Annotated in this window: 17 protein-coding genes; 6 read left to right on the top strand and 11 right to left on the bottom strand. The window is 66.4% G+C overall.

The annotated features are described in order from the left end of the window. Positions 1–82 precede the first annotated feature (82 nt). The gene (locus tag ACOABP_RS08765; RefSeq protein ID WP_474224522.1) at positions 83–775 is read left to right on the top strand and encodes an aspartate/glutamate racemase family protein; all 693 of its coding nucleotides are present in this window, start codon (positions 83–85) and stop codon (positions 773–775) included. A 48-nt stretch (positions 776–823) separates the two neighbouring features. Here the strand turns inward: ACOABP_RS08765 and ACOABP_RS08760 are convergent, their stop codons facing one another. From ACOABP_RS08760 to ACOABP_RS08745, 4 genes are all read right to left on the bottom strand, one after another. Further along, complete coding sequence (locus ACOABP_RS08760; protein WP_474224521.1) at positions 824–2,020, bottom strand: MFS transporter; 1,197 nt, start codon at positions 2,018–2,020, stop codon at positions 824–826. 113 nt (positions 2,021–2,133) lie between these two features. Beyond that, positions 2,134–3,306 (bottom strand): DNA polymerase IV, encoded by a 1,173-nt coding sequence (dinB, locus tag ACOABP_RS08755; protein WP_474224520.1) that lies wholly within the window; start codon positions 3,304–3,306, stop codon positions 2,134–2,136. A gap of 116 nt (positions 3,307–3,422) precedes the next feature. Beyond that, complete coding sequence (gene rarD / locus ACOABP_RS08750; RefSeq protein WP_474224518.1) at positions 3,423–4,328, bottom strand: EamA family transporter RarD; 906 nt, start codon at positions 4,326–4,328, stop codon at positions 3,423–3,425. A gap of 138 nt (positions 4,329–4,466) precedes the next feature. Next, a complete protein-coding gene (locus ACOABP_RS08745) occupies positions 4,467–5,606 on the bottom strand; it encodes a TRAP transporter substrate-binding protein (protein ID WP_066737803.1) in 1,140 nt (379 codons plus the stop codon). Positions 5,607–5,955: 349 nt separating this feature from the next. Between ACOABP_RS08745 and ACOABP_RS08740 the strand changes: the two genes are divergently transcribed. Beyond that, positions 5,956–7,689 (top strand): carbohydrate porin, encoded by a 1,734-nt coding sequence (locus tag ACOABP_RS08740; RefSeq protein ID WP_474224516.1) that lies wholly within the window; start codon positions 5,956–5,958, stop codon positions 7,687–7,689. On the opposite strand, the gene ACOABP_RS08735 is transcribed toward ACOABP_RS08740, so the two are convergent. The 3 genes from ACOABP_RS08735 to ACOABP_RS08725 form a co-directional block, all read right to left on the bottom strand. Next, positions 7,673–8,443 (bottom strand): aquaporin, encoded by a 771-nt coding sequence (locus tag ACOABP_RS08735; RefSeq protein ID WP_474224515.1) that lies wholly within the window; start codon positions 8,441–8,443, stop codon positions 7,673–7,675. The genes ACOABP_RS08740 and ACOABP_RS08735 overlap by 17 nt on opposite strands. A 128-nt stretch (positions 8,444–8,571) precedes the next feature. Next, positions 8,572–9,558 (bottom strand): DUF2272 domain-containing protein, encoded by a 987-nt coding sequence (locus ACOABP_RS08730; RefSeq protein ID WP_474224513.1) that lies wholly within the window; start codon positions 9,556–9,558, stop codon positions 8,572–8,574. A gap of 238 nt (positions 9,559–9,796) precedes the next feature. Next, a complete protein-coding gene (locus tag ACOABP_RS08725; protein WP_066737795.1) occupies positions 9,797–10,075 on the bottom strand; it encodes an HU family DNA-binding protein in 279 nt (92 codons plus the stop codon). Between the two features lie 961 nt (positions 10,076–11,036). On the opposite strand from ACOABP_RS08725, the gene ACOABP_RS08720 reads away from it, so the two are divergent. Continuing rightward, positions 11,037–11,549, top strand: a complete 513-nt coding sequence (locus ACOABP_RS08720) for an SET domain-containing protein (RefSeq protein WP_066737793.1) — start codon at positions 11,037–11,039, stop codon at positions 11,547–11,549. Between the two features lie 77 nt (positions 11,550–11,626). Here the strand turns inward: ACOABP_RS08720 and ACOABP_RS08715 are convergent, their stop codons facing one another. From ACOABP_RS08715 to phhA, 4 genes are all read right to left on the bottom strand, one after another. Then, positions 11,627–13,309: a sensor histidine kinase N-terminal domain-containing protein gene (locus tag ACOABP_RS08715; protein WP_474224512.1), complete on the bottom strand. Its 1,683-nt coding sequence runs from the start codon at positions 13,307–13,309 to the stop codon at positions 11,627–11,629. Positions 13,310–13,368: 59 nt separating this feature from the next. Beyond that, entirely contained in the window at positions 13,369–14,073 is a 705-nt protein-coding gene (locus ACOABP_RS08710) for a response regulator transcription factor (protein WP_066737789.1), read from the bottom strand. Positions 14,074–14,174: 101 nt separating this feature from the next. Continuing rightward, positions 14,175–14,486 carry a 4a-hydroxytetrahydrobiopterin dehydratase gene (locus tag ACOABP_RS08705; RefSeq protein WP_255366035.1) on the bottom strand — a complete coding sequence of 104 codons (312 nt, stop codon included), beginning with the start codon at positions 14,484–14,486 and terminating at the stop codon, positions 14,175–14,177. Positions 14,487–14,663: 177 nt separating this feature from the next. Then, positions 14,664–15,593, bottom strand: a complete 930-nt coding sequence (gene phhA, locus ACOABP_RS08700) for a phenylalanine 4-monooxygenase (RefSeq protein WP_474224511.1) — start codon at positions 15,591–15,593, stop codon at positions 14,664–14,666. 163 nt (positions 15,594–15,756) lie between these two features. Here phhA and ACOABP_RS08695 point away from each other — a divergent pair, with 163 nt between their 5' ends. From ACOABP_RS08695 to ACOABP_RS08685, 3 genes are all read left to right on the top strand, one after another. Then, a complete protein-coding gene (locus ACOABP_RS08695) occupies positions 15,757–16,236 on the top strand; it encodes an Lrp/AsnC family transcriptional regulator (RefSeq protein WP_474224509.1) in 480 nt (159 codons plus the stop codon). A 92-nt stretch (positions 16,237–16,328) separates the two neighbouring features. Further along, a complete protein-coding gene (locus ACOABP_RS08690) occupies positions 16,329–22,304 on the top strand; it encodes an alpha-2-macroglobulin family protein (RefSeq protein WP_474227755.1) in 5,976 nt (1,991 codons plus the stop codon). Beyond that, on the top strand, positions 22,301–22,999 hold the full coding sequence (locus ACOABP_RS08685; protein WP_474227754.1) for a lysoplasmalogenase: 699 nt from the start codon (positions 22,301–22,303) through the stop codon (positions 22,997–22,999). The genes ACOABP_RS08690 and ACOABP_RS08685 overlap by 4 nt, the downstream gene beginning before the upstream one ends. The last annotated feature ends 9 nt before the right edge of the window (positions 23,000–23,008 follow it).

The following is a 23,008-nucleotide window of genomic DNA, read 5'->3' as shown; positions in this document are numbered from 1 at the left end:
GGTGTGGCGCGCCGGCTCAGTGTAGTGCAGCCGCGTGGCGCGTGCCATCATGAAAGCCTGCCAATCATCAAGGAGCGTTCTCATGCCACAGCACATCGGCATCGCGGCCTGTTCCGCCGAAGGGGCGGCACTGTGCTATCGCACGATCTGCATGGAAGGCGCCGGCCACCTCGGCGCGCACGGACATCCGGAAATTACGATGCATACGCCGTCGCTTTCCGCCTATGTGGCATGCCTCGATCGTGGCGACCTCCAGGGCGTGGCGAACCTGATGCTGCGCTCGGCGTACAAGCTGGCGGCAGCCGGCGCCGATTTCGTGATCTGCCCCGACAACACGATCCACGCGGCGCTGGGCCTGGTGCAGCCAACGTCGCCGCTGCCATGGCTTTCCATCGCCGACGTAGTGGCCGACGCCGCCCTGGAACGCGGCTTCCGTCGGCTGGGCATCACCGGCACGCGATGGCTGGTGGACAGCGAGGTCTATCCGGCGGCGCTGGCCACACGCGGGCTGGTGGCAGTGCGGCCTCCCGTGGAAGACCGCGCGGTGATCGACCACGTGATCATGAACCAGTTGGTACCTGGCATCGCCACGCCGGAAGGGATAGCCACGTTCCAGCGCGTGATCGACGGCCTGCGGGACAGTGGTTGCGACGCAGTGGTGCTGGGCTGCACCGAGATTCCACTGATCATCGACGATGGCAATTCGTCATTGCCGACGCTCGACTCCACGCGCCTGCTGGCGCGCGCCGCGTTGCGCCGCGCGGTGGCATCGTAGCTGAAACTTCAATCTTTGCGGCCTGACCAGGCCGGCAGAATTAGCCGATCAACGACGTTCCGTACGGAAGTACAGCAGCGCGATGGCGGGCAGGGCGAAGCCGATCCAGCTTGCCAGCGGCCAGCCGGCGCGCGCATAGGCCCAGGCACCCACCGACGAGCCGATGGCGCCGCCCACGAAGAAGATGGCCATGTAGAGACCATTCAGGCGGCTGCGATGTTCGTCGGACAGCGAGAAGATGGCGCGCTGGCCGATCACCAGGTTGGTCGACACAGCGAAGTCGAGCAGCACGGCGGCCACCGTCAGCGACAGCAACGACAGCAGCGAGCCCTCGGTGCCCACCCGGCTCAGCAGGAACGATGCCGCGCCCAGCGCAAGCGCCAGCGCGGTCATTTGCCGGCTGTGGCCACGGTCGGCGTAGCGGCCCGCCATGGGCGCGGCAATCGCCCCGGCCACACCCACCAGCGCGAAGATGGCGATGCCGGTTTGCGACATGTGGAAGGCTGGCCCGGCCAGGTACAGCGGCGTGGTGGTCCAGAACAGGCTGAACACGCCGAACATGGCGGCCTGGTAGGCGGCGCGGCGGCGCAGCACCGGCTGGGTACGCAGCAGATGGCGCATCGAGCCAAGCATCTGGATGTAGTTGACGCCTGGCGCAGGCTGGCGCTGCGGCAGCTTGCGCGCCAGCACGATGCCAAGCAGCACCATCGCCACGGCCGACGCGGCAAAGATCGCGTGCCAGCCGAACAGGTCCGACACCAGGCTCGATACCGGACGCGCAAGCATGATGCCCATCAGCAGTCCGCTGGTGACATTGCCGACCGCTCTGCCGCGCGCATGTTCGGGCGCCAGATGCGCCGCAAACGGCACCAGCACCTGCACCGCCACCGAGCACAGCCCGATCGCGCAACCTGCCACCAGGAACACGCCGGCATGCGTAGCCAGCGCCGCCGCCAGCAGGGCCATCGCGCAGCCGCCCACCAGCGTCAGCACAAGCTTGCGGTTCTCGACGATATCGCCCAGCGGCACCAGCAGCAGCAGGCCGACACAGTAGCCGATCTGGATCAGCGTGACGATCAGGCCGGCGATTTCCGGCGACAGCTGCAGCGCGCGTGCAATCGGCCCGACCAGCGGCTGCGCGTAGTACAGGTTGGCAACGATCATGCCGCAGGCCACGGCCAGCAAGGGCGTGATCCAGGCGGCAGGGGCAGCGGTAGGTTGGGCGGTGACGGCGGATGTGCTCATGGGGCGCGCTTGGGGCGGAGGTGGAGCAGGGCGCTCTCGGTCTACGCCCGTCGAAGCCGCCGATTCTACCGGGAGATAGATAGGGCCGTATGACGTGGGGGCTTTTGGCGGGCTCAGCCCTCCGCCTCGTCGTCGAAGCGGAATTCTTCCTGCACCGGGGCCGGATCGTCGCCCTGCTCGGCGGCCGGCAGCAGGGCGCTGACGCGCACGCCCAGCAGCCGGATGCGCCGCTCCAGCGGAATGCGCTTCAGGCACTCGGTGGCACCGCGCCGGATCATCGCGCCATCGGCAGTGTGGGCTGTCATCGTCAGGTCGCGCGTGACGGTATGGAAATCGTCAAAGCGCAGTTTGATGCCCACAGTGCGCCCCACGTATCCCTTGCGCCGCAGGTCGTCGGCCACCCGCATGCACAGCCTGGTGAACTGTTCCGACAGCATGGGGCGGTCGGTACGGGGATGCAGGTCACGTTCGAACGTGGTTTCGCGGCTCATCGACTTGGGCTCGGAACTGACCACCACCTGGCGATCGTCGCGGCCATGGGCCACTTCCACCAGCCAGCCTGCGTAGTTGCGGCCGAAATGGGCCTGCAGCAGCGCGAGATCGGCTTCGGCCAGGTCTCCCACCGTGTCGATGCCGATGGCCTGCAGCTTCTCGGCCGCCTTGGGCCCGATGCCGTTGACCTTGCGCGCGGCCAGCGGCCAGACGCGCGTGGGGATATCGGCAGGCGTCAGGATGGTCAGCCCGTTGGGCTTGTCGAGCTCGGAGCCGATCTTGGCCAGCAGCTTGTTCGGTGCCACGCAGATCGAGCATGTCAAACCCGTGGCTTCGTGAACGGCGGCCTTGATACAGCCGGCTACCTCGTGCGGCTCGCCTTCTATATCACTCAGATCGATATATATCTCATCGATACCGCGATCTTCTATTTGTCCGGTGAATGTTCTGACCGCTGCCTTGAACAGTCCGGAGTAGCGACGGTAGGCGTCGAAGTCCGTGGGCAGCAGAATCGCGTCGGGTGCCAGCTTCGCCGCCTTCATCATGCCCATGGCCGAAAACACGCCCAGGGCACGGGCCTCGTAGGTGGATGTGGTGACCACACCCCGGCCCACATAGTCGCGCAGGCGCGCATAGCGGCGCGATCCGTCTGGCAGCACCTCGGGCACCGCATTACGGCCGCCGCCGATCACCACCGGCTGCCCGCGCAGGTCCGGATAGCGCAACAGTTCCACCGAAGCGTAGAACGCGTCCATATCGAGATGGGCAATGCGCCGGGAGGCGTTCGGGGGCATGGCTGAGGAAAGGGAATCAATACTGTATAAACGTACAGTATAGTGGGGCGACCTTGTTTCCGAAATAGGGGTTGGCCGCCTCAACTATTCGCATGACGGATGATTACTGCCTATTTTTATGCGGCCTCATTTTTTGTATCGATGGATCGTTTGCTGGTGAACCGGCTGACCAGCAGACCCTCGGTCGCGTAGATCGCCAGCGAGATCCAGATCAGCGCATAGCCAATCTGCTTCTGTGCCGGAAATGGCTCGTGATAGAGCCAGATGCCCAGGCCCAGCTGGATCGTCGGCCCCGCGTACTGCAACAGGCCAAGCAGCGACAGCGGAATGCGGCGGGCGCCAGCGGCAAAGAACAGCAGCGGCACCGCCGTGACCGGGCCGGCCAGCAGCAGCAGGATCTGCGTACCCGTGGCTGCGCTGCGCGTGGTGTCGTGCCCGGTCAGTACCAGGAAACCCAGGGCCGCCGCTGCCAGCGGAAACAGGATCAACGTTTCCAGCGACAGACCTTCCAGCGCGCCGAGCGCACCGGTCTTGCGCAGCAGGCCATAGCCACCAAACGACGCCGCCAGTCCCAACGCAATCCACGGCAGTTGTCCCGCCGACCATGTCAGCCAGAGCACGCCAGCGGCCGCAATGGCGATCGACAGCCACTGCACCGGACGCAGCCGCTCGTGCAGCAGCAGTACGCCCAGCAGCACGCTGAACAGCGGGTTGATGAAGTACCCAAGGCTGGCATCCACGACGCGGTCGGCCGACACCGCCCAGATATAGAGGAACCAGTTGCAGCACAGCAGGCCGGCACTGGCCGCAAAGTTCAGGATCAGGCGCGGATTGGCCGCCACTTCGCGCAGCCAGCCGAAGTGCCGGCGCCACAGCAGTATTGCGCCCAGGAATACCAGCGACCACACCATGCGGTGCAGCAGGATTTCCAGCGGCGCCACGCCGTGCAGGGACTTGATGTAGAGGGGCAGCAGGCCCCAGATGATGTACGCCAGCAGGGCGTAGAAAATGCCAAGTTGCATGGGAATATTCCGGGTAGAAGTCCGGTTGTGGGGCGGATTCTACCGGGGTGTGGACCGGTGCGTGGCGCCATGAAAAAACCCGGCCGAAGCCGGGCTTTTCGAGTAACCGGAATGGCCTAGTGGCCAGAACGGCTCCGCTTACAGCTTGCGCGCGTAGCTGAATTGCGCGAATGCCTGCTCGGCCACGTTGAACCAGGCGGCCTCGTTGTTGCGGAAGACGCGCCAGTCGTCGAAGATCTTCTTGAACGACGGATTCTTGGCGCTTTCGTCGGCGTACGCTTCCTGCGTGGCCTTGAAGCAGGCTTCCATGATCTCCTTCGAGAACGGACGCAGCTTCACGCCGTTTTCGAGCAGGCGGGCCAGCGCCTGCGGGTTCACGGTATCGTACTTGGCCATCATGTTGGTATGCGCCTCGATGGTGGCCGTCTCCAGCGCACGCTTGTAGAGCGCCGGCAGCTTGTCGTACTCGGGTTGCGATGCGTAGAACGACAGCTGCGCGCTGCCTTCCCACCAGCCCGGGTAGTAGTAGTACGGCGCCACCTTGTAGAAGCCGAGCTTCTCGTCGTCGTACGGGCCCACCCATTCGGCAGCGTCGATCGTGCCCTTTTCCAGCGCCGGGTAGATGTCACCACCGGCAATCTGCTGCGGCACCACGCCCAGGCGCGACAGCACCACGCCGGCAAAGCCGGCCACGCGGTACTTCAGGCCCTGCAGGTCGGCCACGGTCTTGATTTCCTTGCGGAACCAGCCGCCCATCTGGGCATTCGTGTTGCCGCCCATGAAGTTGACGACGTTGTATTCCTTGAAGAACTCGCGCATCAGCTTCATGCCGTTGCCCTGCATCATCCAGGCGTTCTGCTGGCGTGCGGTCAGGCCGAACGGAATCGTCGTATCGAAGCACAACGTCGGGTTCTTGCCGAAGTAGTAGTAGCCGGCCGTGTGACCGATCTGCACGGTCTGGTTCTGCACGGCGTCCAGCACCTGCAGGCCCGGCACGATTTCACCGGCGGCGAACACCTTGATGTTGAACTTGCCGTCGGTCAGTTCCTTCACGCGCTGGCTCAGCAGTTCGGCCGCACCGTAGATGGTGTCCAGCGACTTCGGGAAGCTCGACGCCAGGCGCCATTCCACCGCCGGATTGCTGCCGATGACGGCGGGCGCACCCGGTGCGCTGGCCGATGCGGCGGGGGCTGCGGGCTTGTCTTCCTTGCCACAGGCGGCAAGCGCACCCGTGGCTGCTACGGCCGAAGCCTTCAACAGGAAGGAACGACGTTCCATGGACATCTCCTCTTTTATAGATATGTATGCGTGACTGCCTTGCACCCGATAATTGTGTTACGCGGAAGACAGGTCGGTCGATTATAGCGGTGGCGTTTTAAGCACGGACGCCCTGCCGGATGGGGGTTTTCGCTAGGAATTCAGCACTTCTGCAACGGTTTTGCCATGGCGCGGGGGCATGCTTCGGAGCGGTGCATCGCATCTTCCGCAATGTGGGAATCCCGACGCATTTCCAACGCTTTGTGACGGCATCGCGGGATTTTGTAACCCGGCTTGCTGTCAAAAAGTTCGCCTGTTAAAAACTGAGCCCTCCCACCCGGAGTTCGTCCACGCCGGTCCAGTTGTGTCCATGCTGCAATCCGTACTGCCTCCCTCCCGCCCATTCGCCCGCCGCCGCCTGACCTTTGCCGTCCTGGCCGCGTGGGGGCTCAGCGCATGCGCACAAACGGGCACTTCGGTGGCACCTCCGCCGATGATTGCGGAGAGTACGACCCAGCAGGTGACGTCCGCAGTCGCCGCAGGTGCCGTGCCTGTCACGGCATCCACCGCCTCCACCGCCTCCACGGCCACCGCCGTACCTGCTGCCGTACCTGCTGCCGCGCCAGTTGCTGCCGTACCCACCGCTGCGTCTGCCGATCCGCTGGCGGACCTGATCCAGTCGGCCAATGCCGGCAGCGAAGGGTCCAGTCCCGCCGAGGCCGGCGCCACGGTAGCCCAGGCCCCGGCCAACGAGAATCCGGACTTTGTCGGGCCGCCCGATTCACTGGCGCCGCCGCCCCCTCCGCCACCGCCCGTGGTGCTGTTTCCGCATCGGCTGGGCGAATTCCCGGCGCTGCCGCAGCACGACATGCAGGCAGCGGCACGCAATCCGGAAGACGCCGACATCACGCCCGAGACGCCATCCGACGCCCCGCCAGTGCTGCGTTCGCAACTTCCGGCTGACGATCTCGCGGGCGATTCGGTCTGGCGGCTCGGCTATAGCGGCCGCGCCGCCGTGGAAGACCGCTCCGGCACGCAGCGCGCGTGTCCGGGCGGCGGTACGCCATCGGCAGGGTTCGGGCAGGGTCTGGCGTGCACCAGCTCGGGCGAGGTCAAGATCCGCGAATCCGTGGCGGATATCGGCGGTGGCGCGCAGGTCCAGCTGGTTGCCCAGGCCAAGGGCACCAATGCCACGTCGATCAATGGCAATGCCGCAGCGGTGGACCCGTACGCGCTGGTGCCAAACTTCTATACCTCGGTCAGCGGCCTGTCCGGACTGACCGTGCTCGACGGCGCCAGCGTCTGGGCGGGGCGCCGCGACAGCAATCCGTTCCTGATGTCGTCCGGACTGCTGCCGCCGAATTCGCCGTCGATGCGTTTCGGCATCGACAACGCCAAACTGGGCGAATTCGGTGTGAGTTATCAATACACCGCGCGTAACGACCTAAATGGCGCCAAGCTTCCCAGCTATCACTCGGTGCTGTCGGCACCGATCGACACAAACGACAAGGGTTCGGTCCGCGTCGGTTTCACGCGGGTAGAGCCGCTGTCGCAAATCGAGGACACCGGCAGCGCGTGGTGGGCATCGGCCATGCATGAGCAGAAGGGCGTGCTGTACGGTACCAACCGGCTTGGCTTCCAGTACGGGCAGGGTTCGCGCACGGCCATGACCGGCTATTCGGGCATGGGCAACGCACTGTCGCGGGTACGCGTTTCGGAATCGATGGAGTGGAAGGGCCGGTCTGGCCTGGCCGGTTCGGTGGAATCGAGCCTGCAGCTCGATCGTTCCGGCGTCGGCACGCTGCAATGGGCCGCCACGCGCGTGCGGCCGGCCTTTGTCGCCAACGACCAGTTCAAGCTGACCTTCGAAGTGGCGCACGACCAGATTTCATCGGGGTTTGGCGTCGGTGGCCAGCGCACCGCATTCACGGTGGCGCCCACGATGACGCTGGGCAAGGCCACCGGCAACGCCAACCTGCGTGCGTTCTATACCTATAGCCGCGCCAACGACGTGGACGGCATCACCTTCGCGGCGCCGGCCGACGCCTGGGCTACGCAGACCAGCGGCTCGATCTTCGGCGTGCAGCTCAATCGGCGCTGGTAAGCCTGGCACGGCCTTTCCATCGGCCCCGGGACACCACGCGTAGCTCGGTCGGCAACGGCGGGCAAAGCCAGTGGAATAACAGCGTCGCATTCATAGCACCAAATATCTGAGCCAGAATAAACGCTGGAATATCGATCATACGAATACCAGTGAACGTATCTGTCAGCGCGCAGGCCAACGTCAGGGCCGGGTTTGCGAAGGATGTCGACGACGTGAACCAGTAGCCCGCCGTGATGTAGCCCGCCACGACAAACGGGACCAGCCCGGGCCGCGAGCGGCCGGTGGCAATGGCAAGGCCGATCAGGCCGAACGATGCCAGGCATTCGCTCCACCACATCGGCGCCCCCGTGCGCGCCTGCGTCGACATCGACAGCGCTGGCAGGCCGAACATCGCATGCGCGGCCATCACGCCCAGCACGGCACCTGTCAGCTGCACCAGCACATAGCCGGCCGCTTCGCGCGGCGACAGCCGGCCCTGGATCAGGCTCGACAGGCTGACCACCGGATTGAAGTGTCCGCCCGACACCGGCCCCAGTGATACCAGCAGCGCCACCAGCCCGGCCCCGGTAGCCAGGGCGTTGCAAAGCAGGGCCAGGGCGGTATCGCCTGCAGCCAGCCGTTCCGCGCGGATGCCGGAGCCAACGACGATAGCCACCAGCAGGGCCGTACCCAGTGCTTCGGCCACCAGGCGGCGCGCGATGTCGGGGGTGGAATGGGGGGCGGACGGGGAGGAAGAGGGCGCTGCAGCGGACATGCGAAAAATCGTCGAAATACGATCGCGCAGTGTTTCGCGGCAGGGGAATCCCCGTCAATGCAACGGGGCGATGTTGAGAAACTACCGCCGGTACCGAATCGGCCTGCCAGCGGCAGTTATTGCTGCATTTACTGCAGGTCGTTGCGCAGGATCAGCAGCCACGGCATGTGCGAGTTCGTAAAGCCGTCGAGCTGTCCGGCGTCGTTCAGGTCGATGACATCCATCGAGACGGATTGCTGGACGTTGCCGCCAATCGCCTTGACCACGTTGGCGGCACGATCTACCTCGACCACGATGTCGCAGTGCATGGGCGTGGTGCCAAAGCCGATTTCGGAAGGATCCGACAGGTATTTGTCGCGCCCCCGGCCTGCGCAGATCATGTCACCAGGACGTGGCACGGCCGGCACCGGCTCCACATGGAAGGCCGGGCGCGGCAGGATGCCATCGCGCGCATCCACCACGTACATCGAATGAGACTGGCCCGTCAGGAACTGGTCGTTGTCGAGGCCGGCCTTGCGCATCACCCAGGAAATGAACACGGCCGACCACGCCCACGCACCCTGCGTGACCTGGCGGCAATCGGGCGCCTCGCCGACGATGCCCCAGTAACGCTGGGCCATCCGGCATCCCTGCGGCGTGGCTTCCATGCCCGTGCCATCGGGAAAACGCAGGCACTGGCTGTCGCCGTCCTCTTCCATGTCGATATCGGCTGACGGCTGTACCGCCGCGCCATTGCCGCCGGCGCCATTGGCCGGCAGCGCCGCCGCCGGGGCGGGCAGGGGGCTCTGCGTCACGCAGGCCGTATCGTCACGGCCGATGCGCACCACCTGGCTGCCCCATTTGCGCCATTCCTGCCGGGCGATATCGACGATCCGTTCACGCGCCGTGGCGCCGGGCGGCGTGACCACGCGCTCGTAGTCCGGCAACGGCACCGCCTGTGGTCGGGCCGGACGCGGCGGCGAGGTACTGCAACCGCACAGGACGGCGAGCGCCACCACCGCCATCAGCCCCTGCCAGATACGCGTGCGCGCCTGTGGAGAATGCTGTGGAAGTTTGTGTGGAAAGCGCTGTGAATAAGGCTGTGGAAATGTGCGCTGCGGCAAGCGGAACGGCATGTCAGGCTCGTGATTCCTGATCTCGCGCAAGGCCTTGATCAGCCAAGCGTGGATGACATTTTCGCGTGGTTGCCACAGGCCTGTGAAGTGGCCGTGCCGGCTGTGCGATTCTCCACGCGGAGCTGGGGGAAAAATGGTGTGGATAACGTCCCCGCGCGCTGCGCACCTGCGCCGCTTTCGGGCTCTGGCGGCGGCACGGCGGGGTCATGCGAACCGGGCAACAGCTTGCCCGTCGGCATTACTGGTTGACGGCGTCCTTGAACTTCTGACCTGCCTTGAACTTCACGGTCTTCGCAGCTTCCACCTTGATTTCTTCGCCGGTGCGCGGGTTGCGGGCCATGCGCTCGCCACGTTCGCCCTTGCTGAAGGTACCAAAGCCGATCAGGCTCAGGGTCTCGCCCTTGGCCACGGCATCCATGATGGCGTTCAGGGTCACATTCAGGGCCTGCTCGGCCTTGGCCTTCGTCAGACCGTCCACGCCAGCTGCGATCGCGTCGATCAGTTCAGTTTTCGTCATGCTTCACTCCGTATCGAGTTGAAAAAACACTGACGTCCTGGCCGGAGGACTTGGCTGGAAGCCGCCCCGGCAAAGACGCCGCGGGCCACATCATACCGTGTCGGACACGCCGCACCGGGAACAGTTTGTTACCGGCACCTGGCCCGCAGGCCGCGTCAGGTCAAGGTTGGCGGGTTTTTTGCGGAAAAGGCGAGCGGCAGGAACAGCCGTATACGCCCTGGCGCCCAAGTGTCGGCAATCTGCCGTAAACGTCCCTGGATCTGCGTATACGCCTCAGGACGCGTTCTGGCGCCCGTGAGCATCCCGGAGGGGGTGATGGGACGTATACGCCCTCAGGGGCCCGCTCAGGGCGTATACGGCCTGCGCACGACGGTCAGGTGACGGTCAGGCGACGTATACCGCGCGGCCTGACCGTTTCGCCATGGATCACGGCACGTGCATGGGCGACAGCCCTGCCTCTTTTTTCATCGGGACCAGAAAAAGCAATCCAGGCGGCAGTCGCCGTGTCGCGATCGGATCTGCGGCGTATACGTCCCCGGCGGCAGTCCTCTGCGTATGGTTTACATCTTTCTTTCATGTATACAGATAGTAGTGATAGGTAAACCACCCCTGTTTCTGTGGATAACCCCGTATACGTCAATCGGATCAAGCGTTTACGTATACCGAAAGCACAGGGATGAAATGTTGGCCCGCGTGGATGACTCATCCTTCGGGATGGGATGAGGGGCGTATACCTGCCAAGTTGTTCGTATACGTTCCCCATGCCAGCCCCAGGCAGCCCACATCAAACCCATGCGCTTATCCACAAAAACAGGCCGGGTTATCCACACCGGTATACGTGGGCGACGCCGTAAACCTGTCGCTGCCCGCACGGGCGATGATGCGTATACCTGACACAGCCACGCGGGTATCATCCGGTTCGCGCCGGACTGGACCGGCCCACCACCGCAGGAACATCAGAATGTCGGACAAGGCCAAGGACGCCAACGAACTGAAGCCGGGCAAGAAGAAGACCGCCAGCGATCGAATCGAGGTGCGCCAGTCAGGCGTGCATGGCAGGGGTGTCTATGCGATTGGAGCGATTGCCGAGGGCGAGCGCGTGATCGAATACAAGGGCGAGCACATTTCCTGGAAGGAAGCGCTCAAGCGCCATCCGCACGATCCGACGGATCCGAACCACACGTTCTATTTCAGCCTGGACGACGGCAACGTGATCGACGCCAAGTTCGGCGGCAACCGTGCGCGCTGGATCAACCACGCCTGCGAGCCGAACTGCGAGGCGCGCGAGAAGAAGGGCCGCGTCTTCATCCACGCATTGCGCGATATCGCCGAGGGCGAAGAGCTGTTCTATGACTACGGCTTGGTCATTGACGCGCGCTATACGAAGAAGCTGAAGAAGGAATACGAGTGCCGTTGCGGCAGCCCGAAGTGCCGCGGCACGATGCTGGCGCCCAAGGAAAAGTCGGGCAAGTAACCGGCTCGGCCGGGATCCCGGCCGCTCAGGCGTTCAGGCGTTCAGCCCCTTCTGGCCATTCAGGCAGTGCAAGCCGCTCAGGCGGCGATGGTCCCGGGTGCCTCGCACGGGATCCGGATCACAAAGCGCATCGACGCGCGGCGCGCCGCCGAATCTGGCCCGGCCCCATCGTCCGGCCCCCCGGCCAGGGCCGTCGAGACCGATGCAGGCGCCGCAGCCGGCACATCTTCGATCCGGATCGTTCCCTGGTGCAGGGTGATGATCTCGTGAACGATGGCCAGGCCCAGGCCGGCCCCGCCAGGCGAAGCCTGCAGGGCGGGGGTTCCTGGCGTGTGGTCGCCACGGAAGAACCGCTTGAAGACTTCCTCGCGGCGGGCAGGCGGAATGCCGGGCCCGTTGTCTTCCACCATCACCACGGCCATGCCTCGGTGGCCCATGGCCTCGCCGCCGGCACGCACCGTAATGCGTCCGCCGGCCGGCACGTACTTCACGGCGTTATCGATCAGGTTGGACAGCGCTTCGCGCATCAGCAGCCGGTTGCCGCGCACCACGGCCGGGGCACCGCCGGTGAACGTGGGGCCGGGCAGCACCTCGAAACCCAGGTCCACGCGGCGCGCCAGCGCCTGCGGCACCCATTCGGCGCCAATCTCGAAAGCCATTTCCGCAAGGTCGAAGTGTTCGACCGGACCCAGCCGTTCCAGCGACAGTCCGGGCTCGGCGCGGGCCAGCGACAGCAGCTGGTTCGACAGCCGCACGGCACGGTCGGCGGCCGTCTGCACCTCGCGCAACGCATGCCGCGCCACGTCCAGCGAATCGGCTTCCACGGCGCGGTCGGCATGGAGCTTTACCGCGGTCAGCGGCGTGCGCAGCTGGTGCGCGGCATCGGCGATGAACTTGCGCTGGGCATCCAGGGCATCGCGCAGCCGTGACAGCAACGCATTCAACGCCCGGATCAGCGGCTCGACCTCGGCCGGCACCTGGGTTTCGTCCAGCGCCGCCAGCGACCGCGCGGTCTGGCGGTTCAGCTTGTCGGTGAGGATCTGCAGCGGCACCAGCTCTTCCTTGAGCACGTGCGACAGGATCAGGCTGCCAACCAGCAGCAGCAGGATCAGCGGCACCGACACCGACAGCAGGATCTCGTTGGCGGCCGTTTCGCGGCGGTCGAGCAGTTCGGCAACCTCGACCACGATCGGCCCGCGCGGGATCTGCGCCTCGGCAGGCGTGGTCGCCAGTTCGTCGGCAGCCGGGCTGGGCAGGTTCACCGGCAGCCGCACCGCCCGTACCTGGCGGCCGCTGAACCACGCATAGAACAGCCGTGCATCGTGCAGCGAGGTCTGGCCGGTGCCGTAGCCCAGCCAGGTGTCCATGCCACCGATCAGCCCGTCCGGGCCGTGGATGCGCCAGTAGATGCGATCCGTGCCTTCGGCCTCGACCAGCGTCTGGGCGATGATCGGGATGTCCTGCTCCAGTCGCGGGCCGGCAATGCGGATCTGCTGGGCGATGTTGTTGGCGACGCCATAGAGCGCACGATCGAAGACCTGCGTGGTGTAGTGCGCCGCGAGCCAGTACGACAGCGAACCGCTGGTCAGCACCAGTGCGAACAGCGGCGTTGCCAGTGCGCGCAGCAGGTGGATGCGCAGGCTCAGGTTCGATGTGCCGCGCGCCGCCGCGCCGCTACGGCTGCGTCCGCCGCGTGTGCGCTTGCCCGTGGCGCTCGCATCGCCAGGCGGGGCAGAAGAAGATTGCGAACGCGGCCACATGGCGGGTCAGGACTTCCGTTGAGGGCGGCCGCCACCCGGGCGGCGCATGCCGGCCAGGCTCAGTGGCCGGCGCGGATTTGTAGCAGGTAACCGAAGCCGCGCACCGTCACGATCTCCACGTCGGCATCCTCGAGCTTCTTGCGCACGCGATGCACGTAGACCTCGATGGCGGTGTCGCCCACCGTATCGCCGCCTTCGCCGGCAGGATGCGCAAAGGTGGCCAGGTGGTCCTGCAGCTGCGCCTTGCTGACCACACGGCCCTGCCGCTGCAGCAGCAGTTCCAGCACGGCAAACTCGCGCGGCGACAGTTCCAGTGGACGGCCGTCGACGAACATGCGGCGGTCGTTGCCCGACAGCCGCAGCCGGCCCAGCCGCACGTCGCGTTCCGGGGCGGCCTCGCCGTGCTGGCTGCGGCGCAGCAGCACGCGGACGCGCGCTTCCAGTTCGGGCAGGGCGAAAGGCTTGACCAGGTAGTCGTCGGCGCCGGCGTTCAGGCCCGACAGCTTGTCTTCGAGCTCGTCGCGCGCGGTCAGGATCAGTACGGGGGTGGTGCGATTGCGGGCGCGGTAGCGCGCCAGCAGCGTCATGCCGTCGATGCCCGGCAGGCCCAGGTCCAGGATGACCAGGTCGTGCTGTTCTTTCAGCAGATGGTCGGTGGCGTAGACGCCGTCATGCACCACGCGTACCTGGTGGCCGGCGCGGGACAACCCGGCTTCCACGCCGCTGGCGATTTGACGGTCGTCCTCGATCAGCAGGATACGCATGGCGGTACAGGTGACATTGAATCGGAAACAATGTTACCGATTGTACAGGGCAGGCCCAAGGCCTGCCTTTCAGTTGGCCTACAGCCGCGCGGGAACCGGTTTCAGCGCGCCAGGCCGGCGGCGGCCTGTTCGATGAAGCGGGCCAGGTCGATATCGCGCTGGGTCAGGCCGTTGGCGTCGTGGGTGGACAGTGTGATGTCCACGCGGTTGTACACGTTGAACCACTCGGGATGGTGGTCCACCTTGTCGGCTTGCAGCGCCACACGGGTCATGAAGCCGAAGGCGGCGTTGAAATCGGCGAACTTGAACGATTTCTGGATGGCGTCACGGTCCTGGACGGGGGTCCAGCCGGGCAGCGCCGCCAGCAGCGGCTGGCGGGCGTCTTGCGAAAGAGGCGTCATGATGGGCTCGATCTGAAGGGTTGTCTGTTGCAGCACTGGGAACACGACAAAAGCCGGCCCGCCCCGGCGCACGCCGGATAACCGGCGGCCGGGGCATTCCGGCATTGTTTCACAAAGCGGGACAGGTGGCGGGGCGCCGACGGGCCGTGGGCCAGGCCGCCTGGAAGCGGCCTTCACGGCGGCAAGCCGTCAGATATCGTCGCTGCTGGCCCAGCCTTCGCGGTTACCGACGTTGATGACCTGGTCGCCTTCGGCGATGTCGCCGGCGCCCAGCGTCGGCAGGGCACGCAGCGCCGGGTACATTTCGGTGAAATCCGGGCGCGTGGCGTCGAACAGCTGTTCGAAGCTGTCGATCACGAAGTACGTCTTCTGGAACGTGTCGATACGGTAGCGGGTGCGCATGATCCGGTGCAGGTCGAAGCCGATGCGGTTCGGGCTGGCCGAATCGAGGCTGTAGATCGACTCGCCCTGGCTGGACAAGATGCCCGCGCCGAAGATGCGCAGGCCCTGCGGCGTGCGGATCAGGCCGAATTCCACCGTGTACCAGTACAGGCGCGCCAGCATGTCCAGCGCGCCCAGCCGGGCGGCCTTGAGCCCACCCTTGCCGTACGCTTCCATGTAATCGGCGAATACCGGGTTGATCAGCAACGGCACATGGCCGAACACGTCGTGGAAGCAGTCGGGTTCCTGCAGGTAGTCGAGCTGTTCCGGCTTGCGCATCCACCAGCTGGCAGGAAATCGCCGGTTCGCCAGATGATCGAAGAACACTTCGTCGGGCACCAGGCCCGGCACGGCCACCACCTGCCAGCCGGTGGCGCGCATCAGCATTTCGTTGAGCTGGTCGAACTCGGGCACGCGGTCGCGCTCCATGCCCAGCGTGGCAAGGCCCTGCAGGAATTCGTCGCAGACACGGCCCTGCAGCATCGATGCCTGGCGGTCGTACAGCTTGCGCCACATCGCGTGGTCGGTATCGGTATAGCGGTGTACCGGCTGGGCGATGGTGAAATCGGGGCGCAGTTCCTGGCCGGACAGCAGGCCGGCGTCGAACTGTTCCTTGAGCTTGGCGGTCATCGTGCCGGCAAAGTTGCCGGTGTCGGGGGTGGCGGCCGAGGGCGTCATGCGTTACGTCTCCAACTTTGTGGTCTGGATTCCGATCGGATGCGGAATTTATGTATAGTCTATCGACCGCCCTCCGAAAAATGGCCGCAAAATCAGCGGATTCCGCAAATGCAGCGCATATAATCCGCACATAATCGCCACTCCATGCGGGATATATGCGTTCATGAACCAAGCCAGCCTCGACCCCTATGACCTGGCCCTGCTGGCCGCCCTCCAGGCCGACGGCCGCTCCACCCATCAGCAACTGGCCGAGCGCGTGCACCTGTCGCCCAGCCAGGTGGGGCGTCGGCTGGCCCGGCTGGAGGCCGATGGCGTCATCACCGGCTACCGCGTGAACCTGTCGCCGCAGGCGCTGGGGCTTGGGGTAATGGTCTTTATCAGCGTGAAGCTGGCGCACCATGGCGACACCATGGTCGAGCGCTTTGCCGAGGAAATCCTGCTGCTGGAAGAGGTGCAGGAGTGCTATTCGGTGGCCGGCGAGGCCGATTACCTGATCCGCGTGGTGGTTGCCGACCTGCCCACGCTGGCCGATTTCACGATGAAGCGGCTGATGCGCGTACCCGGCGTGGAGAGCGTGCGGTCGAACATCGTGCTGACGGCACTCAAGCGCGAGGGCCCGCTCCCGCTGTCTCATTTGCGCTAAACCGCAAGGCAGTTCTCCTGAAATGTGCAGAGGCTTGCGCTTGCCACCTGCGCATGTCACGCTCGCGCGGAGCCAATTCGGGAGAAGGCAGCATGATCGGGAGGATCGCCACGGCGGCCACGGCCACCGCAGCAGGTCTTGTATTGAGTGCGTTGACATGGGCGCCAGCCGTATCGGCCGCGCAGATCACGCGTTTCTCACCCGAAGGGGTGAATCCGCAGGTTCGCCAGGTGGCCATCCGGTTCGACGAACCGATGGTGCCGATGGGCGACCTCAAGGCCGCCGCGCCGGCATCGGTGTCCTGCGTGGGTGGGGTGGGTGGCAGCGGACGCTGGGTCAACGCCACGAACTGGGTCTACGACTTCGAGCGCGACCTGCCGCCCGGCGTGCGTTGCACGGTACAGATCACGCCTGCCCTCAAGAGCGTGGCCGGCAAGGCCTTCAGCGGCAAATCCGAATACCGGTTTGAAACGGGCGGCCCGATCGTGATCTCCGCACGCCCGTCCGGCGGCCAGGTCGAGGAAGACCAGGTCTTTGCGCTGCGTTTCAACGGCGCGGCTACGGCCGGATCGATCCGCGCGCATGCGTGGTGCCAGGCCGAGGGCCTGGGCGAACGCATCCCGGTGCGGCTGCTCGCGGGCAAGGAACGCGACAGCGTGATCGAGGCGCTGAACTGGAAGGAAGTGGTCAAGCGCGAAGGCGATGCCGTGCATCTGCTGGCCTGCCAGCAGCGACTGCCGGCCGGCGCCCGCATGCAGCTGGTGCTCGATGCGGGCATTGCCACGCCGTCGGGCCTGGCAACCACGGCGGCCCGCCGCTTCGACTTCCAGGTGCGCGACCCCTTTGCGGCGGGTTTCACCTGCGAGCGCGAGCGCGCCGAGGCGCCCTGTACGCCGCTGCGCCCGATGACCGTCACGTTCACCGCGCCGATTTCGCGCAAGGCGGCCGAAGGCATCGTGATGAAGACGCCGTCCGGTCCGAAGACCCCGTCGTTCGATCCGGACGACGCGCCCGATGCGCCGGTGTCCACGGTCACGTTCAAGGGCCCGTTCCCGGAGAAGGCCAGCCTGACAATCGAGGCGCCCAGGGATCTCAAGGACGAAAGCGGCCGTGCGCTCAGCAATGCCGACCTGTTCCCGATCAAGCTGACCACCGCCGCACTGCCGCCGCTGGCCAAGTTCGCCGCCGCGCCGTTTGGCGTGGTCGAGCGCTTTGCCGACCTGCCGCGCGGAAAATCGGCAAACGACTATCCGCCGCTGCTGCCGGTAACGCTGCGCAATGTCGAAGCCGACCTGCCGACGCTGGCCGTGCGTGCCGAGGCCGGCACCGTGGCGCGGCTCAAGGTCGATGACGACGGTGCCATCCTGCGCTGGTTCGGCATGGTCAGGCGCATGGACGAGAACAGCTGGACCAAGGAGCAGATCGCCGCCATCCGCGCCGGTCAGGCACCGTATTCCGTCCAGAGCCCGCGCAATGCGCCGTCCATCGAGACGCGTTCGGTGTCGCTGCTCGAAGGCGTGGCGGGTGCGAAGAAGCTGGCGATTCCGAAGTCCACCGACAACACGCCGCGCCCGTTCGAGGTGGTCGGCATTCCGCTGCCCGAGCCCGGTTTCCACGTGGTGGAGATTGCCTCGCCGATGCTGGGCGAGGCACTGCTTGGCAAGAAGGCGCCGATGTACGTGCGCACGGCGGCGCTGGTCACCAACCTTGGCGTGCATTTCAAGCTTGCGCGCGGCGAGGGTGACGGCGACATGAGCGGCCTGGCATGGGTCACCACGCTCGATGACGGCAAGCCCGTGCCCAATGCCAAAGTGGCCGTGCGCAGTTGCGAGGGCGAACTGCTGGGGCAGGGCACCACCGACGCCACCGGCGTGGCGCGCTTTGCCAAGCTGGCCGACCGTCGCTACAAGGACTGCGCCAACGGCATGAACGGCTATTTCGTGTCGGCCCGCATCGCCGCCGACCATGCCCAGGCACGCGGCAAGGCCGACATGGCGTTTGTGATGTCGGACTGGAATCGCGGCATCGAGACGTGGCGCTTCAACGTGCCCACCGATCTGAGCCCGAGGCAGACCGTACGCGCCCACACCGTGTTCGACCGCACGCTGCTGCGCGCCGGCGAAACGGTGTCGATGAAGCACCTGATCCGCAACGAGACCGCGCAGGGCTTTGCGCTGCCGCAGGCCATGCCGGCGAAGCTGCTGATCACCCACGAAGGCAGCGGCCAGAAGTACGAGATGCCGCTGACATGGCGCACCACCGCCACGGGCGGACGCAGCGCCGAGAACGCGTTCCAGGTACCGTCGTCGGCCAAGCTTGGCGTCTACGACGTGGCGCTGGTCTACGACAACGATCGCACGCTCGACAGCGGCAGCTTCCGCGTCGAGGCCTTCCGGCTGCCGGTGCTGTCCGGCACGTTGTCGGTGACCAAGGACCCCAAGGCCAAGGGCAACGCGCTGGTGGCGCCCGCCGAGGTGCCGGTCGGCGTGGAGATCCACTACCTGAATGGTGGCGGTGCCGCCGGCCTGCCGGTGCGCCTGTCCGCGCTGATGCGCAGCAAGGCGGTGAACTTCCCGGACTACGACGACTACGCTTTCAACCCGCCGCGCGTGCAGCAGCAGAGCAGCAGTGGCGACGAGGAAGACGACCAGGACAGCGAAGGCTCGCGCGACGAATCCGAAAAGCTCGTGGCCGACAAGTTGCCGCTGACGCTGGACAAGGACGGCAACGGCAAGCTGACCGTGAAGAACCTGCCGAAGGTGGACGCGCCACGCGACCTGGTGCTGGAGGCCGGCTTTGCCGACCCGAATGGCGAGATCCAGACGCTACGCCAGACCGTACCGCTGTGGCCGTCCGCCGTGGTGGTCGGCATTCGCGCGGCCAACTGGGTGTCGGTCAGCCAGAAGCTGGCCGTACACACCGTGGTGCTCGACACGCAGGGCAAGCTGGTGGCCGAGTCGCCGGTGCAGATCAAGGCGCGCGCCCGCATCACCACGTCGGCACGCAAGCGCGTGGTGGGCGGCTTCTACCGCTACGACAACCGCAGCGAGACCAGGGACCTTGGCGTGGTGTGCGATGCGCGCACCGATGCCCAGGGCCGCGCACGCTGCGAGGTGGAACTGTCGCAGGCCGGTGAAGTGGAGCTGATCGCCAGTGCGCGCGATGCCGATGGCCGCACCGCGCAAGCCGCCACCACGGTGTGGGTCACGCGCCAGGGCGAGCTCTGGTTCGGTGGCGAGAACCACGACCGCATGGACGTGCTGCCCGAGAAGAAGGCGTATGCGCCGGGCGATACCGCCGTGTTCCAGGTGCGCATGCCGTTCCGTCGCGCCACGGCGCTGGTGGCCGTGGAACGGGAGGGCATCCTCGATACGCAGGTGGTGGAGCTGAACGGCAGCGATCCTACGATCAAGCTCAAGGTCAAGCCGGAATGGGGCCCCAACGTCTACGTGTCGGTGCTGAGCCTGCGCGGCCGTCTGCGCGAGGTGCCGTGGTATTCGTTCTTCCAGTGGGGCTGGCGCCAGCCGCTGGACTGGTGGCACGCGTTCCGCAGCGAAGGGCGCGAGTACGTGGCGCCGTCGCCGCTGGTGGACCTGTCGAAGCCGGCCTTCCGGCTGGGACTGGCGCAGATCCGTGTCGGCAACGACGCGTACCGGCTCGACGTTGCCGTGACGCCCGACAAGGCCAGCTACCCGGTGCGCGGCAAGGCGCGCGTGACGGTGCAGGTCAAGCTGCCCGACGGCAAGCCCGCGGCCAATGGCGAGGTGGCACTGGCCGCCGTGGACCAGGCGCTGCTGGAACTGATGCCGAACACGAGCTGGAACCTGCTTGACGCGATGGTGCAGCCGCGCAGCTATGGCGTGGAAACATCGACGGCCCAGATGGAAATCATCGGGCGCCGCCACTATGGCCGCAAGGCGGTGCCGGCGGGCGGTGGCGGGGGCAAGAGTCCCACGCGCGAACTGTTCGACACGTTGCTGCTGTGGAATCCGCGCGTACAGCTCGACGGCGAAGGCAAGGCCACGCTGGAGGTGCCGCTCAACGATTCGCTGACCAGCTTCCGCATCGTGGCCGTGGCCGACCTGGGCGTGAACCGCTTTGGCAGCGGCAGCGCCAGCATTGCCGCGACGCAGGACCTGCAGATGATCTCGGGCCTGCCGCTACTGGTGCGCGAGGACGACAAGTACCGGGCGATGTTCACGCTGCGCAACACCACGCAGCGCGCGATGACCGTGGAAGCCACGGCACGCGCCACGCTGGTCGACGCGCAGACGCTGCCGGCGCAGACCGTGCAGATTCCGGCCGGCGAGGCGCGCGAGATCGGCTGGGATATCACCGCGCCCGCGCTGCTGGCATACAGCCGCAGCGGCACGATTCTGTGGGAGGTGGCTGCGGCCGAAAAGGGCACGGGCGGCGCCAGCGACAAGCTCAAGGTATCGCAGCAGATCGTGCCGGCCGTGCCGGTGACGGTGCAGCAGGCGATGCTGGCGCAGCTGACGCCGAACATGTCCGTCCCGGTGCAGGCGCCGGCCGGGGCGCTGGCCGATCCGGCCGGCAAGCTGCGCGGTGGCATGCAGGTGTCGTTGCAGTCGTCGCTGGCCGGCGGCATGCCCGGCGTGCGGGAATGGTTCCGCAACTATCCGTTCAGCTGCCTGGAGCAGCGCTCGTCGAAATCGCTCGGCCTGGGCGATGCCGCGGCCTGGGATGCGCTGATGGCGCAGCTGCCGGCGTACCTCGACACGAACGGGCTGGCGTCGTACTTCCCGCTGCGCAGCGATAGCCAGTCGGGCAGCGAAGTGCTGACGGCCTACCTGTTGGCGATTGCCGACGAGGCGTCGCGCGCAGGGCTGCCGATGCGCATCCCCGACGCACAGCGCGAGCAGATGGAGCGTGGCCTGATTGCCTTCGTCGAAGGGCGCATCGCGCCGCCGCGCTGGGCACCGTCGTCGGCGACGATGGATCTCGACGTGCGCAAGCTGGCGGCCATCGAGGCGCTGTCGCGTTCCGGCAAGGCGCAGGGCCGCATGCTGGGATCGATCCAGATCCTGCCCGACCAGTGGCCCACCTCGGCGCTGATCGACTGGCTGGGCATCCTGTCGCGCGTGCAGGACATCCCCGAGCGCGACAAGCGCATCGCCGATGCCACGCAACTGCTGCGCAGCCGCCTGACCGTGCAGGGCACGCGCCTGGTGTTCTCCACCGAGCGCACCGACAACTGGTGGTGGCTGATGTCGGGCGGCGATGTCAACGCGGCCAAGCTGCTGGCGCTGGCGTCGCAGCTGCCGGCCTGGAAGGAAGACGTGCCGCAGCTCGTGACGGGCCTGCTGGGCCGGCAGACGCGCGGTGCGTGGTCGACGACCACCTCCAATGCCTGGGGCGTGATGGCGATTCGCCGCTATGCGCAGGTGTACGAGAAGACACCCGTGGCGGGCAGTGCACGTGCCACGCTGGGCGAGGTGTCGCGCACGTTCGACTGGTCGAAGGCAACACATCAGGACGGCGTGGCAAGCGGCATGGTCGACCTGCCATGGCCGGCGGCTTCCGCCAGCGCGCCGCTTGCGCTGCAGGTGGAGCAGCAGGGCACGGGCCGGCCGTGGGCCACGGTGCGTGCGCTGGCCGCCGTGCCGCTGCGCGAACCGGTGGCGGCTGGCTATCGCATCCGCCGCAGCATCACGCCGGTGGACCAGGCGGTGGCGGGCAAGTGGTCGCGTGGCGACACATACCGCGTCAAGCTCGACATCGACGCGCAGGCCGACATGACGTGGGTGGTGGTCAGCGACCCGGTGCCTACCGGCGCGACGATCCTGGGCAGCGGCCTGGGCCGCGATTCGGTGATCGCCACGCGCGACCAGAAGTCGGCATGGTCCGATTACACCGAGCGTACGCCCGAGGCCTACCGCGAGTACTTCAGCTATGTGCCGAAGGGTGGCCTGTCGGTGGAGTACACGGTGCGGCTCAACAATGCCGGCGAGTTCGCGTTGCCGCCGACGCGCGTGGAGGCGATGTACGCGCCGGACGTGTTCGGTGAAACGCCAAACGCGAAACTGACGGTGGGAGCTGCCAAGTGAGCTGGATCGCCATGCGGATGCCCCCACGCGTGCGCGAATGGTGGATGGCCGGCGCGCTGGCCGGCATCACCTACGGTGTGCTGCTGTTCCAGGCGTCGCTGGAGCTGCCGCCCAATGCGCCGCTGGCCGGCCAGATCGCGTACCAGCCGGTCTGGAAGACCGCGATGGCGCTGCTGCTGGCGCGCGCGGCGTGGTTCCATCGCCCGCCCGGCGAGCGGCGCTGGCTGGTGATCGCGCTGGTCTTCTCGGGGCTGGGCGATTTCCTGCTGGCGTTGCCCGGGCTCAGGGTCTCGTTCGTCGGTGGCCTGGGTGCCTTCCTGATGGCGCACCTGGCCTACCTGCGGCTGTTCGTGCCGCTGGGCAGCGACATGCGTCCGCATCGGCTGGTGGGCTGCGGCCTGGTGCTTGGTGCCGCAGGCGCGTTGCTGGGACGCTTCTGGCCCAATCTCGGGCCGTTGATGTGGCCCGTGACGGTGTATATCGGCGTGCTGGCCGCCATGGCGTGCGCGGCACTGCTGGCGCGGTTGCCGACGCCGCTGGCGGCACTGGGCGCGCTGTTCTTTGTGGTGTCCGACGCGTTGATCGGCACGGCGAAATTCCTGTCGCCGTTCGACACGTACCAGCTGGGCATCTGGTGGACGTACGCCATCGCGCAGCTGCTGCTGGTGGCCGGCGTGGTGGCAGCGCGCGACTAGGGCGTTGGG

This window comes from Cupriavidus sp. HE11, from assembly GCF_056097175.1.
Note: the sequence above shows the minus strand (reverse complement) of the source record. Positions and strands in the feature narration are given on the sequence as shown.

What these genes read in the sequence shown, in the direction of transcription:
- ACOABP_RS08765 (WP_474224522.1), top strand. Translation starts at nt 83, where the DNA reads ATGCCACAGCACATCGGCATCGCGGCCTGTTCCGCCGAAGGGGCGGCA.
- ACOABP_RS08760 (WP_474224521.1), bottom strand. Translation starts at nt 2,020, where the DNA reads ATGAGCACATCCGCCGTCACCGCCCAACCTACCGCTGCCCCTGCCGCC.
- dinB (WP_474224520.1), bottom strand. Translation starts at nt 3,306, where the DNA reads ATGCCCCCGAACGCCTCCCGGCGCATTGCCCATCTCGATATGGACGCG.
- rarD (WP_474224518.1), bottom strand. Translation starts at nt 4,328, where the DNA reads ATGCAACTTGGCATTTTCTACGCCCTGCTGGCGTACATCATCTGGGGC.
- ACOABP_RS08745 (WP_066737803.1), bottom strand. Translation starts at nt 5,606, where the DNA reads ATGGAACGTCGTTCCTTCCTGTTGAAGGCTTCGGCCGTAGCAGCCACG.
- ACOABP_RS08740 (WP_474224516.1), top strand. Translation starts at nt 5,956, where the DNA reads ATGCTGCAATCCGTACTGCCTCCCTCCCGCCCATTCGCCCGCCGCCGC.
- ACOABP_RS08735 (WP_474224515.1), bottom strand. Translation starts at nt 8,443, where the DNA reads ATGTCCGCTGCAGCGCCCTCTTCCTCCCCGTCCGCCCCCCATTCCACC.
- ACOABP_RS08730 (WP_474224513.1), bottom strand. Translation starts at nt 9,558, where the DNA reads ATGCCGTTCCGCTTGCCGCAGCGCACATTTCCACAGCCTTATTCACAG.
- ACOABP_RS08725 (WP_066737795.1), bottom strand. Translation starts at nt 10,075, where the DNA reads ATGACGAAAACTGAACTGATCGACGCGATCGCAGCTGGCGTGGACGGT.
- ACOABP_RS08720 (WP_066737793.1), top strand. Translation starts at nt 11,037, where the DNA reads ATGTCGGACAAGGCCAAGGACGCCAACGAACTGAAGCCGGGCAAGAAG.
- ACOABP_RS08715 (WP_474224512.1), bottom strand. Translation starts at nt 13,309, where the DNA reads ATGTGGCCGCGTTCGCAATCTTCTTCTGCCCCGCCTGGCGATGCGAGC.
- ACOABP_RS08710 (WP_066737789.1), bottom strand. Translation starts at nt 14,073, where the DNA reads ATGCGTATCCTGCTGATCGAGGACGACCGTCAAATCGCCAGCGGCGTG.
- phhA (WP_474224511.1), bottom strand. Translation starts at nt 15,593, where the DNA reads ATGACGCCCTCGGCCGCCACCCCCGACACCGGCAACTTTGCCGGCACG.
- ACOABP_RS08695 (WP_474224509.1), top strand. Translation starts at nt 15,757, where the DNA reads ATGAACCAAGCCAGCCTCGACCCCTATGACCTGGCCCTGCTGGCCGCC.
- ACOABP_RS08690 (WP_474227755.1), top strand. Translation starts at nt 16,329, where the DNA reads ATGATCGGGAGGATCGCCACGGCGGCCACGGCCACCGCAGCAGGTCTT.